Consider the following 15,933-nt stretch of genomic DNA (forward strand, 5'->3'; position numbering starts at 1 on the left):
ACGATGGCCAGACGCCTGCTGTGTGCCCTGTTGATAGGCGCCGGTCTGACCATGACCGGATGCGGCGGCGACCCCGCCCCGTCCGGCGACGGCACGACCACCATCACCTTCTGGGACGACAACGGCGGCCCCGCCCGCACGCCGGTGTGGCAGCACATCATCGCCGAGTTCCAGAAGGCCAACCCGAAGATCAAGGTCGAGTACGTGGGCATCCCGATCGCCCAGGTCCAGCAGAAGTACGACACCGCCATCGCCGGCGGCGGCCTGCCCGACGTGGGCGGCGTGTCGACGGCGATGCTGGCCAACCTCGTGGCGCAGAAAGCGCTCGACCCGGTCGACCTGACCGGCCTGCCCCTGAACGAGCAGGTGGTGAACTCGGTCAAGTCGACGGTGCCCGACGGGAAGACGTACATGGTGCCGATGTCCACCAACATGGGGGTCTTCTGGTACCGCACCGACTGGTTCAAGGAGAAGGGCATCACCCCGCCCGAGACGTGGGACCAGTTCTTCGACGCGGTCGCCGCGCTCACCGACAAGCCGCAGAACCGCTACGGCTTCACCATCCGCGGCGGCGCGGGCTCGATCGCCCAGGCCATGGAGGTGCTGTACGGCCAGTCGGGCATCCCCGCGATGTTCGACGCGAACGGCGTCTCGACGGTGAACGACCCCAAGAACGTGGCCGCGCTGGAGCGGCTGGCCGGCCTGTTCAAGACCAGCACGCCCGAGGCCGACGCGACCAACGACTACGCCAAGATGGTCGCCCAGTTCGACGGCGGCTCGATCGCGGTCATGCAGCACAACCTGGGGTCCTACAACGACCACGTGAAGACGCTCGGCGCCGACAAGGTCGCCGCGCTGCCCGTCTTCCGCCCGGCCGACGGCGCCCCCCGCGCGGTCTTGTCGAACCCGATCGCCGGCATCGGCCTGTTCGCGAGCGGCGAGAAGAAGGACGCCGCGCTGGCGTTCGCCACGTTCGCCGCGAGCAAGGCGATGAACAGCTACTGGGCCGACAAGACGGGCGTGCTGCCCGCCAACACCGAGGTGAACTCCGAACCGTGGATCAAGGAACGCCAGCACGTCTCGGCGGCTCTGGACGTGCTGAACGACCCGGCCACGACGGTCGTGCAGATGCCCTACCACCTGCCGGAGTTCAACGCCATCACCAAGACCGACGCCGAGCCGAACTTCCAGAAGGTGCTCCTCGGGGAGCTCTCGGCCAAGGAGTTCCTCGACGGCATGGCGACCGCGCTGACCGAGGCCCAGGCCAAGTGGAAGCAGCGCAACGGCGGCTGATCCCGTTCTCCCGTACGTCTCCCGCCTCCTGACCTGGCGGGAGCCGTACGGGCTCTCTCTGTTCTTTCAGGCAGATTCATGACGCGAGCCACGGCCGGCCTTCGGCCGTCCGCGTCTCGCTTACCAGGAGACACCCGTATGCGCAGCATGCTCGTTTTCGCCCTGACGGCCGGCATCCTGGCCGGGCCAGGCCCCGATCCGGGACGGCAGGTGCTGGGGCCCGGGGACGGCTGGGGCTCCCACGGCGCCGGCACCACCGGCGGTTCGGCGGCGCCCGCCGCGAACGTCCACACCGTCTCGACCCGCGACCAGCTCGTGGCCGCCCTTTCCGCGCCCAGCCCGAAGATCATCAAGATCAGGGGCACGATCGACGGTAACCTGCCCTGTTCGTCGTACACGACCGGCGGCTACTCCCTCGACGCCTACCTCCAGGCCTACGACCCCGCCACCTGGGGCCGCGTCGACCCCTCGGGACCGCTGGAGGAGGCCCGCGCGGCCTCGGCCGCCCGGCAGACCGCCCACATCAAGCTCAAGGTCGGCTCCAACACCACGATCGTCGGCGAGGGGAGGACCGCCCGCATCAAGGGCGTCAACCTGCACGTCGACAAGGCCGACAACGTCATCATCCGCAACATCACGTTCGAGGACGCCCACGACTGCTTCCCCCAGTGGGACCCGCTCGACGGCGCCGAGGGCAACTGGAACTCCCTCTACGACAACATCTCACTGACCGGCTCGACCCACGTGTGGGTCGACCACAACACCTTCACCGACGGCGCCAACCCCGACAGCGCCCAGCCGGTCCACTTCGGCCGCCCGTGGCAGGTGCACGACGGCCAGCTCGACATCACCAGCGGCAGCGACCTGGTCACCGCGTCGTGGAACCGCTTCACCGGCCACGACAAGACGATGCTGATCGGCTCGACCAACAACCCGTCACAGGACCTCGGGAAACTCCGGGTCACCGTCCACCACAACCACTTCGAGAACACCCTCCAGCGGCTGCCCCGGGTCAGGTTCGGCCAGGTGCACGTCTACAACAACTACTACGAGGTGTACGACCCGGCGTCCTTCGTCTACGCGCTCGGCGTCGGCGTGCAGTCGCAGATCTACAGCGAGAACAACTTCTACCGCCTGGGCCGCGGCGTCGACCCGGCGAAGATCCTCTACAACTGGGGCGGCACCACGCTGACGGCCAGGGGCGACCTGCTGCGCGTCGGCGGCACGGTCACCCCGTTCGACCCGATCGCCGCCTACAACGCGGCCAACGACCCGGACCTGGGCGCCGACGCGGGCTGGACCCCGACGCTGCACACGGGCGTCGACCCGGCCTCGGAGGTGCACAAGGACGTGTCGAGACACGCGGGCGCGGGCGAGATCGCCTAGACCGGCGGTTCCACGCCTCGACTTGCGGGAGGCGTGGAACCGTCACCGGCATGCCCTACCCGGCCGACAGAACGCCGTCGACCCGGCGCGGGACGCCCAGCGGGTTGTCCTCGCGCAGTTCGAGCGGCAGCAGCGCGTCGGGCAGGTCCTGGTAGGCGACGGGGGTCTGCCAGCGCCGGATCGCCGTCGCGCCCACCGAGGTGTGCATCGGGGTGGTGCTGGCGGGCCACGGCCCGCCGTGGTGCATGGCCCACGTCACGGCGACGCCGGTCGGCCAGCCGTTCCAGATGACGCGGCCGGCCAGCCGGGCCAGCTCGGGCACCAGCGGGGCCGCCTCGACCGGATCGGCCGAGTGGACGGTGGCCGTCAGCGAGCCGGGCAGGTCGCGGAGCACCTCCGGGAGGTCGGAGATCTCCTTGTACGTCACCACGATCGCCGACGGCCCGAAGGTCTCCTCGGCGAACTCGGGCAGGCCCATCGAGAAGGTGGTCAGGTCGGCGGTGTGCACCCTCGGCGCGACGGCGCCCTCGGCCGGGCCGGCCAGGCCGCGGGCCAGCTCGGTCAGGCGCCCGTCGAGCCGGGAGACGCCCGACTCGAAGCCCTCGCAGATGGCGGGGGTCAACATCGGGCCGCCGGTGGTGGCCGAGACGGCGGCCGTGATTGCCTTCAGCAGTTCGGCGTCGTCGGGCACGAACAGCAGGCCGGGGTTGGTGCAGAACTGCCCGACCCCGAGGGTGAGGGAGGCGGCGAAGCCCTCGGCGAGGCGGACCGGGTCGGACAGGGCCGAGGGCAGCACGACCACCGGGTTCACGCTGCCCAGTTCGCCGTAGAACGGGATCGGGTCGGGCCGCTCGTCGATCAGCGCCTGGATCGCCTTCCCGCCGCGCAGCGAGCCGGTGAACCCGACGGCCGACACGAGCGGGTGCTGCACGAGCTCCCTGCCGGCGTCGAACCCCTCGACCAGCCCGAGCAGGTCGGGGTCGGGCAGGGCCGCGCGGATCACCTCGGCGACCCGCCGCGACAACACCGGGTGCCCGGGGTGGGCCTTGACGACGACCGCGCAGCCCGCCGCCAGGGCGGAGGCCACGTCGCCGCCGGCGACCGAGAACGCGAAGGGGAAGTTGGAGGCGGCGAACACCCCGACCACACCGGGCACCGGCTGGAACATGCGCCGCACGTCGGGCCTGGGCGGGGTCGCCGACGGGTCGGCGTGGTCGATGATCGCCTCGACGTGCCCGCCGTCGCGCAGCACCCCGGCGAACAGCCGGAACTGGATCGCCGAGCGGGCGATCTCGCCGCGCAGCCGCACCTCGCCGAGCGAGGTCTCCTCGGCCGCGACCGGCCAGAGGTCGTCTTCGGCGGCCAGCAGCGCGTCGGCGACCCGGTCGAGCACGTCGGCGCGCTCGGCGGCCGGGCGGGTGCGCCAGACCTCCCCGGCACGGGCGGCTTCGTTGATCATCGAAATCCTCCGGTTTGTACTATGTAACATTTTTATACAGGGAGCCGGAAAAATCTTCGGGGCGGGTTGTCGATTTCGCGAACCTCCGGTCGTCGGATAGGCGAAGGTAACGAAAAAACGATCAAGGAGATCCCCATGCCCCAGTACGCCGTCATCATCCACTCGCCCGCTCCGGCCGACCCGATGGACCTCACTCCCGACTACCTTGCCCTCCTGGAAGGCTACGGCCAGAAGGTGGCCGAACTGGGCGGCACCATCGTCACCGGCTTCGGCCTCCAGCCCAGCACCACCGCCACCTCGATCCGCGGCGACGTCGTCACCGACGGCCCGTTCACCGAGGCCAAGGAGGTCGTGGCCGGGTTCTTCATCCTGGAGGCCCCCGACCTCGACGTGGCCCTGGCCGTCGCCAAGGCCAACCCGGCGTGCATCGACGGCGGCGTGGAAGTCCGCCCGCTGTTCACGCCGCCCGCCGAGTGAACGGGTGAACGACGTCGAAGAGGCGGTCGCCGACGCGCACCGCCGTGAGTGGGCCTTCGTGCTCGCCGCGACGGCGCGCGTCACCGGCGACCTCGACCTCGCCGAGGAATGTGTCCAGGACGCCTACATCGCCGCCCTGGACGCCTGGGCGCGCGACGGCGTCCCGAGGAAACCGGGCGCCTGGCTGACCCAGACGGCCAAACGCAAGGCGCTCGACCTGCTGCGCAGGGACAAGGTCTTCCGCGCGAAGATGCCCCTGCTCGTCGAACCGGACGCGGATATGAATGTGACGACCGACGAAACGGACGAGATCCCCGACGACCGGCTCCGCCTGATCTTCACCTGCTGCCACCCGGCGCTCGCCCGCGAGGCCCAGGTGGCGCTGACCCTGCGGCTGGTGTGCGGCGTCGCCACGCCCGACATCTCCCGCGCCTTCCTGGTGTCCGAACCCACCATGGCCGCCCGGCTCACCCGGGCCAAGAAGAAGATCGCCGCGGCCCGCATCCCCTACCGGGTGCCCGCCGCGGCCGACCTGCCCGAGCGGCTCGACGCCGTGTTGTCGGTGATCCACCTTCTCTACACGACCGGCCACACCGCCCCTTCGGGCGCCGACCTGGTCCGCGCCGACCTGGTCGAGCGCGCCGTCGCGCTGGCCCGCATGCTGCTGGCCCTCATGCCCGACGAGCCGGAGGTCCGCGGCCTGCTGGCGCTGCTGCTGCTCACCGACGCCCGGCGGGCGGCGCGGACCGACGCCCGGGGAAGGCTGGTCGTCCTGGAGGACCAGGACCGCTCGTTGTGGGACCGGGCCGCCGTCGCCGAGGGCCGCGACCTGGCCGTGGCCGCCTTCCGCACCGGCCGGGTGGGACGGTACGCCGTCCAGGCGGCCATCGCCTCGCTGCACGCCGTCGCCCCGAGCACCGAGGCGACCGACTGGAGGCAGGTGGTCGGGCTGTACGACGTCCTGCTGAGAATCTGGCCCTCCCCCGTGGTGGCCCTGAACCGGGCGGTCGCGGTCGCCATGGTCGACGGCCCGGAGAAGGCTCTGGAGGAGGTCGACCTGCTCGCCACCGACGACCGGCTGGCCGGATACCACTACCTTCCGGCGGTCCGGGCCGACCTGCTGCGCCGCCTGTCGCGCTTCGGCCAGGCCGCCGACGCCTACCGCGCCGCCGTCGCGCTGGCCGACAACGACGCCGAAAGGGAATTCCTCGAAATCCGTCTCGCCGAGGTTGTCGATTCGGCGGAGGGGCGTTCGTCGGGAGGGTAGACGAGAAGAAGGAGACCCCCGATGAAGGCGACCCGCCGCGAATGGCTCGGCCTGACGGTCCTGGCCCTGCCGACGCTGCTGATGTCACTCGACGTCAGCGTGCTCTACCTGGCGCTCCCCCACCTCAGCCGCGACCTCGGGGTCAGCGGCACCGAGCAGCTCTGGATCCTGGACGTCTACTCGTTCATGCTCGCCGGGTTCCTGGTCACCATGGGCACCCTCGGCGACCGGATCGGCCGCCGGAGGCTGCTGCTGATCGGCGCGGCGGCCTTCGGGCTCTGCTCGGTGGCGGCGGCCTACGCGAGCAGCCCGGAGATGCTCATCGCGGCCCGCGCGCTGCTCGGCGTGGCCGGGGCGACGCTGATGCCGTCGACGATGGCCCTGATCAGGAACATGTTCCGCGACCCGAAGGAGATGGCCGCCGCGATCGGCGTCTGGTTCTCCTGCTTCATGGGCGGCATGACCCTCGGCCCGCTGGTCGGCGGCGCGCTGCTCGACCACTTCTGGTGGGGGTCGGCGTTCCTGCTCGGCGTGCCGGTGATGGTGCTGCTGCTGGTGGTCGGCCCGGTCCTGCTGCCCGAACACCGCGCCCCGCAGGCCGGCCGCCTCGACCTGACCAGCGTCGCCCTGTCGCTGGCCGCGATCCTCCCGGTCGTCTTCGGCCTGAAGGAGATCGCCCGGACCGGCGTGAGCGCCGCCTCCCTGGCCGCGGTCGCCGCGGGGCTCCTCGCGGGATTCGCCTTCGTACGCCGCCAGGGACGCCTCACCAGCCCGCTGCTCGACCTGAAACTCTTCCTGAACCGCTCGTTCGGCAGCGCCCTCGGCACCTCGCTCGCCCTCGGCGTGGTGATGGCCGGCATCACCCTCGTCACCTCGCTCTACCTGCAGAGCGTCGCCGGCCTGTCGCCGCTCGAGGCCGGGATGTGGATGATCCCGCAGGCCGTCGCGATGGCCGCCGGCATGACGATCGCGCCCCGCCTGGCCGCCCGCGTGCGGCCCGCCCACCTGATGGCGGCCGGGCTGCTGGTGGCGGCCGCGGGCATGTTCGTCCAGACGCAGACCAGCGTGGCGACCGTGGTCGTCGGCCTGTCGCTGGCCGGGATCGGCATCGCCCCCACCATGGCCCTGACGATGAACCTGATCATGGCCTCGGCCCCGCCGGAGAAAGCCGGTTCGGCGGCGTCCCTGTCGGAGACCGGCGGCGAGTTCGGCGTCGCCATGGGCATCGCCACCCTGGGCAGCCTGGCCACCTACGTCTACCGCTCGTCGATCACCGTCTCCGACGAGCAGGCCCGCCAGGGCATCACCGAGGCCGCGCTCGCCGCGCAGCGCATCGGCGGGGCCGCCGGCGAGCAGGTGCTGGAGGCGGCCCGCGCGGCCTTCACCTCGGGCCTGGTCGTGGTGGCCGGGACGGGCACCGTGGTCTTCGCCGCCCTGGCCGTGCTGGTCGGCGTGGCCTTCCGGCACCTGCCCGCCATGAGCGCGCCGGCCGCCGAGGAGGAGCAGGCGCGGGAGCTCGTCAGCGTGTGACGAGCCCCTCCAGCTTGTCGAGCCAGCCCCGATGGACGCGCCCGAAAGGCTCCCGCCTCTCGGTGACCGCGTCCATCAGCCATTCGGCGGCGCGTTCGGCCTGCTCGACGACGTCGGGCGGGTAACCGAACCGCACCTGGTGCTCCTGGAACTCGTCGGCGTCGTCGAGGAAGATGCGCCCGTCGGTCTTGCGGATCACGTCGAGGTCGAGGTCGATCATCGTGATGTCGACGTCGGAGACGACCGGGACGGTGGTCACGTCGACGTAGACCTCGGTCTGGTGGGGGTAGGCGTTGAACGAGGCCGTCCACCAGGCGTTCCGCGGGAACAGCATGACGAACGGGAAGTCGTAGACGAACTTCGGCTCGTGCCCCTTGCGGCCCACGATGCCCTTGCGGTGGCCGGTCCAGACGCCGTGCTCGTCTTCGCCGAGGAGGACGCCGGGGAAGTTCCAGTGGAGGGATTCGTCGTACTTGCGGTAAACGATCGCCAGGTCCGTCACGCCATCCGACCCTAACGGAAGGTGCGACAGAATCGGAGGTATGCGTTTCGGCATTCTGGGCCCCCTCGACGTGCGCCGCGACGACGGCACCCCCGTCGAGCTCACCGGCCCGCGCGGACGCACCCTCCTCGCCACCCTCGCCCTCGACGCCGGCAAGGTCGTCCCCGCCTCCCGCCTCATCGACGTCCTCTACGGCGCCACGCCCCCCGCCGGGGCCGCCAACGCGCTCCAGGCCCAGGTCAGCCGGCTCCGCACCGCGCTGGGCGGCCACATCGCCCACACCCCCGCGGGCTACCGCCTCGACACCGACCCCGGCGACGTCGACGCCCTCCGCTTCGAGCGCCTGACGGCCGAACGCCGCTTCGCCGAGGCGCTGGCGTTGTGGCGCGGCCCGGCCCTCGACGGCCTGCCGGAGACGCTGCACGGCGCCGCCGCCCGCCTGACCGAACTCCACCTGACCGCCTACCTGGGCCTGCTCGACACCGAGCCGGCCACCCCCGCCCTGCTGACCGGGACCGGTTCCGTCCCGGGCCTGCCCGAGATGATCAGCCGCCACCCGCTGCACGAGGGCCTGCGGGCCCGCCACATCCGGCTCCTGGCCGCCGTGGGCCGCCCCGCCGAGGCGCTGGCCGCCTACGAGGAGGCCCGCCGCCTCCTCGACGAGGAACTCGGCACGATTCCGTCGGCGGAGCTGACGGCGGCCCACCTGTCGGTGCTGCGCGGTGACGACCCAGCGGCGGCGCCGGGACCAGCGGCACGACCGGTCCGAGCGGCCCCCGGCCACGACACGTCCGGCCGTTCCACCGCCGAGGAGCCGCGCCCGTCCCCGCCTGGCGCGGCATCTCGTGACACCACGCCCGAGCGTGTCGGGGTGCCCGTGCAGTTCACCGCGCTGGTCGGCCGGGAGGCCGAGCTCGCCGCCATCCGGGAGATGATGTCCGCCGCCCGGCTGGTCACCCTGACCGGCCCCGGCGGCACCGGCAAGACGCGGCTGGCCGCCGAGGCGTGCGCGCACGCCCCCGCCCCCGTCTACTTCGTCGAGCTCGCCCCGATGGCCGACGCCGCCGAGCTGCCGCAGGCCGTGCTCAGCACGCTCGGCCTGCGGGAGGGACGGCTGCTCAAGCAGGGCGCGCAGCCCGTAGCCGACCCGGTCGACCGCATCGTGGCCGGGATCGGCGACCGCCCCATGCTCATCGTGCTCGACAACTGCGAGCACCTCGTCGAGGCCGCCGCCGGGTTCGCCGGACGGCTGCTGGCCGCCTGCCCGGGGCTGCGGATCTTGGCCACCAGCCGCGAGCCCCTCGCCATCGCCGCCGAGCGGCTCTGCCCGATCCCGCCGCTGGCCCTCCCGCCGTCGGGGGTCGATCCCGCCGACGCCCTCTCCTATCCCTCGGTACGCCTGTTCGCCGAGCGCGCCGCCGCCGTGCGACCGGGCTTCTGGGAGTCGGCCCACCCCGGCGAACTCGACGCCGTCATCAGGATCTGCCGCGCCCTCGACGGGCTGCCGCTCGCGATCGAGCTCGCCGCGGCCCGGGTCCGCACCCTGCCCGTGACCGACATCGCCGACGCCACCGACCCGTTCGCGGTGCTGGCGCGCGGGAGCCGGACCGCCGAACCCCGGCACCGCACCCTGCGCGCCGTCATCGCCTGGAGCTGGGACCTGCTCGACGACGACGAACGCACGCTCGCCCGCCGCCTGACCGTCTTCCGGGGCGGCGCGACGCTCAAGGCGGCGCAGGAGGTCTGCGGGCTGCCCCGGCACGACGTGCTCGACCTGCTCGCGGGCCTGACCGACAAGTCGCTCATCGAGGTCGCCGGCACCCACTACCGCATGCTCGACACCATCCGGGCGTTCTGCGCCGAACAACTCGCCGAAGCGGGCGAGGAGGAGCGGTTCCGGCAGGCCCACGCCGCCTGGTTCCGCGACTTCGCGCTGGCCGCCGACCCCCACCTGCGCACCGGCGACCAGCTCGAATGGCTGCGCCGCATGGACGCCGACCACGAGAACATGCTGGCCGCCCTCCGCCACGCCCCTCCGGCCGACGCGCTGCTGCTCTACTCCGGCCTGACCGGCTACTGGTGGCTGCGCGGCCTGCGCAGCGAGTCGATCGCCTCCGCCCTCGAACTCCTGGCCCGGCTCGGCCCGCAGCCCGAGATGTCCGAGGAGTTCGCGGTGTGCGTGCTGAGCGCCGTCGTCGGCGGCGTCGCCGACCCCGTGCTGCGCGCCCACCTCGACCGTGTCGGCGACTGGCTCGACGGCTTCCGGGCGCCGCACCGGCAGCCGCTGCTCTGGGTGCTCTGGTCACAGGCCGTGGGCCCGCCCGATCCGGCGGCGGCCGACGACCTGATCGCCGTCCAGGCCACCTTCGAGCTCGACCCGTGGACCCGCTCCCTGTCGCGGTTCGGCTGGGGCCTGCTGGCCCTGTTCGAGGGCGACCACGTGCGGGCGGAGGAGAACCTCCTCCCGGCCCTGGCCGGGTTCACCACGATCGGCGACCGCTGGGGCATGTCGATGACGACGACCGGCCTGGCCGAGATCGCCGAGTGGACCGGCCGCCGCGCCGAGGCCCTCGACCTCATCGACCGGTCCCTCGGCCTCCTCCAGACGCTCGGCACCACCGTCGACATCGCCGAGCTGCTGTGCCGCCGGGCCCAGAACCGGCTCGTGTTGTCCGAACGCTCGGGCCCGGCCCTGCACGCCGAGGTCCACGCCGAGGTGCACGCCGACTTCACCCGCGCCGCCGACCTGGCCCGCGAGGCCGGCGCGGTCGAGATGATCGGCCGGGCCCACATCGGCCTGGCCGACCTGGCCCGCCTCCACGGCTCCCTCGACGAGGCCCGCGAACTGGCCGAACAGGTCCTGGCCGAATGCGGCGGCGACTGGTTCAGCCTCGACGAGATCCGCGTCGCCGCCAACCTCACCCTGGGCTGGATCTCCTACGCCGAAGGCGACCCCGACCGCACCGAACACCACCACCGCCAGGCCCTGTCGTCGGTGTACGTCCAGCGCAACCGCCTCCAGGCCGCCCGCGTGACCGAGGGCCTGGCCGGCGCGGTCTTCCTCCGCGACGACCCGGCGGGCGCGGCGGCCCTCCTCGGCATCAGCACCGCCCTGCGCGAGGGCCTGCCCAGCGACGAACCCGACCCGATCCGCCTGGCCGCCCGCTGCCGCGCCGTGCTCGGCGAGGCCACCTATGCCGCCGCCCACGCGAGGGGCCTGGCGATGCCGAAGGACCGGCTCATCCCGGTCGTGCTGGAACTCGCCCCGCCCGGCTGAGCGGGCGTCAGCGACCGGTCAGCGTGCCGTCAGCGGCGTCAGCGGGTGGTCAGCCGCAGGTCAGCGGCCCGGCCCACCCTGATGTCATGACTTCCACCACCCCCGCCGCCGCCGGGAAGAAGTGGGGCACGCTGGTCATCTCGTGCCTCGCCATGCTGCTGCTCGCCCTTGACCTCACCGTTCTCCACCTGGCCACGCCCAAGCTGGTCGAGGACATGACCCCGTCCGCGACCCAACTGCTCTGGATCCTGGACGTCTACGGCTTCGCCCTGGCCGGCCTGTTGATCACCTTCGGCAACATCGGCGACCGGATAGGACGCAAGAAGCTCCTGTTGATCGGCACGGTCGCGTTCGGCGCCGCCTCCGCGCTGACCGCCTACGCGCCCACCCCGGAGTTGCTCATCGCCGCACGGGCGCTGCTGGGCGTGGCCGGGGCGACGATCATGCCGTCGACCTTGTCGATCATCCGGAACGTCTTCACCGACCCGAAGGAGCGCACCGCCGCCGTCGGCATCTGGAGCAGCGTCTCGGCCCTCGGTTTCGCCATCGGCCCGGTGGTCGGCGGCGCCCTGCTCGACCACTTCTGGTGGGGTTCGGTGTTCCTGATCAACGTCCCCATCACGGTCGTGCTGGTCGCGGTCGGCGCCGTCGTCCTGCCGGAGTCGCGCAACCCGAACCCCGGCCGCCTCGACGTCGTCAGCGTCCCCCTGTCGATCGTCGGCGTCATCTCGTTCGTGTACGCCTTCAAGGTCGCCGCCCACGACGGCATCGCCGAGCCGGCGGTCTGGATCTCCACCGCGATCAGCCTGATGACCATGATCGTGTTCGTCCGCCGCCAGACCCGGCTGGCCGAGCCTCTGATCGACGTGCGGCTGTTCAGGGTGCGCGCGTTCTCCGGGGCCGTCGGCGCCAACGTCGCCGTCATCTTCGGCACGTTGTCGATCTCGGTGGCCTTCGCCCAGTACTTCCAGCTCGTGCGTGGCTGGTCTCCCCTGATCTCGGGCCTGGCGGGCCTGCCGGGCGGCGTCGGCGCCGCCGTCGCCGGCGGCCTGGCCGGCACCCTGATCATGGCGATCGGCCGGGCCAAGACAGTCGCGCTGGGCCTGTTCCTGACCTCGGTCGGCTTCTTCTTCTACGGCCTGATCGACGTCGACACCAGCTACGGCTTCATGCTGCTCTCGATGATCGTCGCCGGTTCCGGCATGGGCTTCACCTTCGCCGTGACCAACGACACGATCATCGCCTCGGTCCCCCGCGAACGCGCCGGAGCCGCCTCCGCGATCTCCGAGACCGCGACCGAGGTCGGCGGCGCGCTGGGCATCGCCGTCCTGGGCAGCGTCCTGGGCGGCCTCTACACCGGCAACCTGACCGTCCCGGCCGGGATCCCCGCCGAGGCGGCCGACGTGGCCAGCGAGTCCCTGGGCGGCGCCGTGCACGTGGCCTCCCAGCTCCCCTCCCCACTGGGCACCCAGCTCCTGGACGCCGCCCAGCGCACCTTCGTCGACTCGATGCAAACGACCCTCGTGATCGGCGCGGTCTCGATGATCGTCCTGGCTGGAGCGTGCCTGTGGGCCCTGCGCGGCACCCCGAAGGAGATCCCCGAGGTCATCCTCGACGACACCGGCCGCGTCGAGGAACCGGTCGGCTGACCCACCACCCGAAAACGGCCCTTCTACGGGGGAAGGGCCGTTCTCTCGTTCATGGGGACCGGCCGTCTCCTGCCGGACCGGCCCGTCGCTGAGTCGCCTCCTCCCTGATCCGGCCCAAGTCGGGCCGGAGTTCGGTCGTCGCGAGGTCGGGCCGGAGCGGCTGAGGAGCGCCGGTTGCGGGGCGAGGCGGGGGCGGCGGGCGGTGCCGGGGTGGGCGGAGCCGTAACGGAGCAAAAAGGCCCTTCCCGAGCGGGAAGGGCCTTGCGCGCGTCAGGCTTCGACGACCACCGGGATGATCATCGGCCGGCGGCGGTAGGTGTCGCTGACCCAGCGGCCGACCGTTCGGCGGACGACGCGGCGGATCTGCAGCACGTCGGCCACCCCGGCCGCGGCCGACTCCTGGAGCGCCTTCTCGATCTGGGGGATCACCGCGTCGAGGGAGTCGGGGTCGATGCCCGATCCGCGCGCGGTGATCTCGGGACCGCCCGTGAGGCGGCCGGTGGTCGAGTCGACGACCACCACGATCGAGATGAAGCCCTCGTCGCCGAGGATGCGCCGGTCTTTCAGCGCCACCTCGGTGATGTCGCCGACCGAGGTGCCGTCGACGAAGACATAGCCGGCCGGGACCGCGCCGACCACCTTCGCCTGCCCGTCGACCAGGTCGACCACGACCCCGTCTTCGGCGATGACGACGTTCTCCTCGGGCACCCCCGTGAGCCGCGCGAGCCGCGCGTGGGCCCGCAGGTGCCGCCACTCGCCGTGGACCGGCATGAAGTTCGACGGCTTGGTGGCGTTGAGGACGTAGAGCAGCTCCCCGGCGGCGGCGTGACCCGACACGTGGACCAGCGCGTTGCCCTTGTGGACGACCTTCGCGCCCCACCGGGTCAGCCCGTTGATGACCTTGTTGACGGCCGTCTCGTTGCCCGGGACCAGCGACGACGCCAGCAGCACCGTGTCGCCCTCGGCGATGCGGATCGGGTGGTCGCGGTTGGCCATGCGCGACAGCGCCGCCATCGGCTCACCCTGCGAACCGGTGCAGATGAGCACCACGTCTTCCGGCGGCCACTCCTCGATCTCCCGCGAGTCGACCAGGATCCCGGCCGGCACCTTGAGATAACCGAGCTCACGCGCCACGCCCATGTTGCGGACCATCGACCGCCCGATGAGGGCGATCTTGCGGCCGTGCTTCTGGGCCGAGTCGACGACCTGCTGCACACGGTGGATGTGGGACGCGAAGCACGCCACGATGATGCGCTTGTCGGCCACCCGGATCACGTCGTCGATCACGGGCGCGATGTCGCGCTCGCTGGTGACGAACCCGGGCACCTCGGCGTTGGTCGAGTCGGACATCAGCAGGTCGACGCCCTCGGCGCCGAGCCGGGCGAACCCGCCCAGGTCGGTCAGCCGGCCGTCCATCGGCAGCTGGTCCATCTTGAAGTCGCCGGTGTGCAGCACGATGCCGGCGTGGGTCCGCACGGCGACCGCGAGCGCGTCGGGGATCGAGTGGTTGACCGCGAAGAACTCGAGCTCGAACGGCCCGAACCGGCGCCGCTCCCCCTCGACGACCTCGACCGTGATCGGCTGGATGCGGTGCTCGGTGAGCTTGGCCTCGATGAGCCCGAGGGTCAGCTTCGCCCCGACGAGCGGGATGTCTCGCCGCTCGCGCAGCAGGTAGGGCACCGCGCCGATGTGGTCTTCATGGGCGTGGGTCAGCACGACGGCCTCGACCTGGTCGAGGCGGTCGCGGATGTATTCGAAGTCGGGCAGGATCAGGTCGACTCCGGGCTGGTCGACCTCGGGGAACAGCACCCCGCAGTCGACGATCAGCAGGCGGCCTTCGTGTTCGAAGACCGCCATGTTGCGGCCGATCTCCCCGAGCCCGCCCAGGGCGACGATCCGCAACCCTCCTTCGGGAAGCGGCGGAGGCGGGCCGAGTTCCGGATGGGGATGACTCATGCACGCACCCCGTGATCATGGGGTGTAGCCAGCAGCACTCAATCTCCTATGACCTTCAGGCCGCCCGCGACGAGGTCGGCGCGGAGCAGCGCGATCTGTTCTGGTGTTGCCTCGACCAGCGGCAGCCGGCTCGGACCGGCTTCCTGGCCGACAAGTCTCAGTGCGGCCTTCGCCATGATCGCCCCACCGGCCTGGTTCATGATCCCCGAGATGACGGGGGTCAGGCGCAGGTGGATCTCGCGGGCCCCCGCGACGTCACCCTGGCGATACCGCTTGATCATCTCCGCGAGGTCGGCCCCCGCGACGTGACCGATCACGCTCACGAACCCGGCCGCCCCGATCGACAACCACGGCAGGTTCACCGCGTCGTCGCCCGAGTAGAAGGCCAGGTCGGTCGCGAGCATGACCTCGGACGTGGTGTGGAAGTCGGCCTTGGCGTCCTTCACCGCGACGATCCGCGGATGCTGGGCCAGCCGGATCAGCGTCTCACGCGCGATGGGGATGACCGACCGCCCGGGGATGTCGTAGAGCATCACCGGCAGCTCGGTCGCGTCGGCGATCGCCGCGAAGTGGCGGTAGACCCCCTCCTGCGGCGGACGGCTGTAATAAGGCGTCACCGCCAGCAGCCCGTGGGCCCCGGCCCGCTCGGCCGCCTTCGCCGCCTTCACGCTGTGGGCGGTGTCGTAGGTGCCGACGCCCGCGATCACGAAGGCCCGGTCTCCGACGGCCTCGACCACGGCCCGGACGAGGAGCTCTTTCTCCTCGTCGCTGGTCGTGGGGCTCTCGCCCGTGGTTCCGCTCACGACGAGGCCGTCATTGCGCTGCTCGTCGACGAGGAAGCCGGCCAGGCGCTGCGCCGCGTCGTAGTCGACGGCTCCGTCGACGGTGAAAGGGGTCACCATCGCGGTCAGCATGCGGCCGAAGGGGGCGTCAGAGGTTCCAGTTGGCGATGCCATAGACCGAACGGTACCCGGATCCGCCCAAACGGTGGACCCCGCCACCCCGCCTGTGGATAACGGCGTGGGCCTCCGGGCACGAAAGAGGCCGCCGATATGTGCTCGGGGGTACACACATCAGCGGCCTCTATCCCTCAATCGAGCCGTCTTACGGCCGCGTTACAGACTCTTGGAACTTATT

Annotated in this window: 11 protein-coding genes; 7 read left to right on the top strand and 4 right to left on the bottom strand. The window is 71.6% G+C overall.

Translation table 11 applies throughout. The annotated features are described in order from the left end of the window. Nucleotides 1–3 precede the first annotated feature (3 nt). Together GT755_RS16135 and GT755_RS16140 are read left to right on the top strand one after the other, a co-directional pair. Complete coding sequence (locus tag GT755_RS16135) at nucleotides 4–1,293, top strand: ABC transporter substrate-binding protein (RefSeq protein WP_161480508.1); 1,290 nt, start codon at nucleotides 4–6, stop codon at nucleotides 1,291–1,293. Between the two features lie 138 nt (nucleotides 1,294–1,431). Further along, nucleotides 1,432–2,679 carry a pectate lyase family protein gene (locus tag GT755_RS16140; protein WP_161480509.1) on the top strand — a complete coding sequence of 416 codons (1,248 nt, stop codon included), beginning with the start codon at nucleotides 1,432–1,434 and terminating at the stop codon, nucleotides 2,677–2,679. 55 nt (nucleotides 2,680–2,734) lie between these two features. Here GT755_RS16140 and GT755_RS16145 read toward each other — a convergent pair whose 3' ends face one another. Then, a complete protein-coding gene (locus tag GT755_RS16145; RefSeq protein WP_235966700.1) occupies nucleotides 2,735–4,138 on the bottom strand; it encodes an aldehyde dehydrogenase (NADP(+)) in 1,404 nt (467 codons plus the stop codon). A 135-nt stretch (nucleotides 4,139–4,273) separates the two neighbouring features. Here GT755_RS16145 and GT755_RS16150 point away from each other — a divergent pair, with 135 nt between their 5' ends. From GT755_RS16150 to GT755_RS16160, 3 genes are read left to right on the top strand one after another with little or no spacing between them, the layout of a single operon-like run. After that, nucleotides 4,274–4,615: a YciI family protein gene (locus GT755_RS16150; protein ID WP_161480511.1), complete on the top strand. Its 342-nt coding sequence runs from the start codon at nucleotides 4,274–4,276 to the stop codon at nucleotides 4,613–4,615. 4 nt (nucleotides 4,616–4,619) lie between these two features. Beyond that, nucleotides 4,620–5,882 carry an RNA polymerase sigma factor gene (locus GT755_RS16155; RefSeq protein WP_285578732.1) on the top strand — a complete coding sequence of 421 codons (1,263 nt, stop codon included), beginning with the start codon at nucleotides 4,620–4,622 and terminating at the stop codon, nucleotides 5,880–5,882. Nucleotides 5,883–5,903: 21 nt separating this feature from the next. After that, entirely contained in the window at nucleotides 5,904–7,412 is a 1,509-nt protein-coding gene (locus tag GT755_RS16160) for an MFS transporter (RefSeq protein WP_161480512.1), read from the top strand. Here GT755_RS16160 and GT755_RS16165 read toward each other — a convergent pair. Continuing rightward, on the bottom strand, nucleotides 7,402–7,914 hold the full coding sequence (locus tag GT755_RS16165; RefSeq protein WP_328794360.1) for a DUF402 domain-containing protein: 513 nt from the start codon (nucleotides 7,912–7,914) through the stop codon (nucleotides 7,402–7,404). The two genes, GT755_RS16160 and GT755_RS16165, sit on opposite strands and share 11 nt — an antisense overlap. 40 nt (nucleotides 7,915–7,954) lie before the next feature. On the opposite strand from GT755_RS16165, the gene GT755_RS16170 reads away from it, so the two are divergent. Then, a complete protein-coding gene (locus GT755_RS16170) occupies nucleotides 7,955–11,191 on the top strand; it encodes an AfsR/SARP family transcriptional regulator (protein WP_161480514.1) in 3,237 nt (1,078 codons plus the stop codon). A gap of 86 nt (nucleotides 11,192–11,277) precedes the next feature. Then, complete coding sequence (locus GT755_RS16175) at nucleotides 11,278–12,840, top strand: MFS transporter (protein WP_161480515.1); 1,563 nt, start codon at nucleotides 11,278–11,280, stop codon at nucleotides 12,838–12,840. A gap of 270 nt (nucleotides 12,841–13,110) precedes the next feature. Here the strand turns inward: GT755_RS16175 and GT755_RS16180 are convergent, their stop codons facing one another. Together GT755_RS16180 and dapA are read right to left on the bottom strand one after the other, a co-directional pair. Beyond that, nucleotides 13,111–14,796 (bottom strand): ribonuclease J, encoded by a 1,686-nt coding sequence (locus GT755_RS16180; RefSeq protein ID WP_161480516.1) that lies wholly within the window; start codon nucleotides 14,794–14,796, stop codon nucleotides 13,111–13,113. Nucleotides 14,797–14,834: 38 nt separating this feature from the next. Continuing rightward, the gene (dapA, locus tag GT755_RS16185) at nucleotides 14,835–15,752 is read right to left on the bottom strand and encodes a 4-hydroxy-tetrahydrodipicolinate synthase (RefSeq protein WP_161480517.1); all 918 of its coding nucleotides are present in this window, start codon (nucleotides 15,750–15,752) and stop codon (nucleotides 14,835–14,837) included. Between the last annotated feature and the right edge of the window lie 181 nt (nucleotides 15,753–15,933).

The sequence above is a fragment of the Herbidospora solisilvae genome, assembly GCF_009901565.1.
GTDB lineage: Bacteria > Actinomycetota > Actinomycetes > Streptosporangiales > Streptosporangiaceae > Herbidospora > Herbidospora solisilvae.

Excerpts from the sequence above, each read along its gene's own strand:
- GT755_RS16175 (WP_161480515.1), top strand. The coding sequence starts at position 11,278 with ATGACTTCCACCACCCCCGCCGCCGCCGGGAAGAAGTGGGGCACGCTG.
- GT755_RS16170 (WP_161480514.1), top strand. The coding sequence starts at position 7,955 with ATGCGTTTCGGCATTCTGGGCCCCCTCGACGTGCGCCGCGACGACGGC.
- GT755_RS16180 (WP_161480516.1), bottom strand. The coding sequence starts at position 14,796 with ATGAGTCATCCCCATCCGGAACTCGGCCCGCCTCCGCCGCTTCCCGAA.
- GT755_RS16140 (WP_161480509.1), top strand. The coding sequence starts at position 1,432 with ATGCGCAGCATGCTCGTTTTCGCCCTGACGGCCGGCATCCTGGCCGGG.
- GT755_RS16145 (WP_235966700.1), bottom strand. The coding sequence starts at position 4,138 with ATGATCAACGAAGCCGCCCGTGCCGGGGAGGTCTGGCGCACCCGCCCG.
- GT755_RS16160 (WP_161480512.1), top strand. The coding sequence starts at position 5,904 with ATGAAGGCGACCCGCCGCGAATGGCTCGGCCTGACGGTCCTGGCCCTG.
- GT755_RS16150 (WP_161480511.1), top strand. The coding sequence starts at position 4,274 with ATGCCCCAGTACGCCGTCATCATCCACTCGCCCGCTCCGGCCGACCCG.
- GT755_RS16135 (WP_161480508.1), top strand. The coding sequence starts at position 4 with ATGGCCAGACGCCTGCTGTGTGCCCTGTTGATAGGCGCCGGTCTGACC.
- dapA (WP_161480517.1), bottom strand. The coding sequence starts at position 15,752 with ATGGCATCGCCAACTGGAACCTCTGACGCCCCCTTCGGCCGCATGCTG.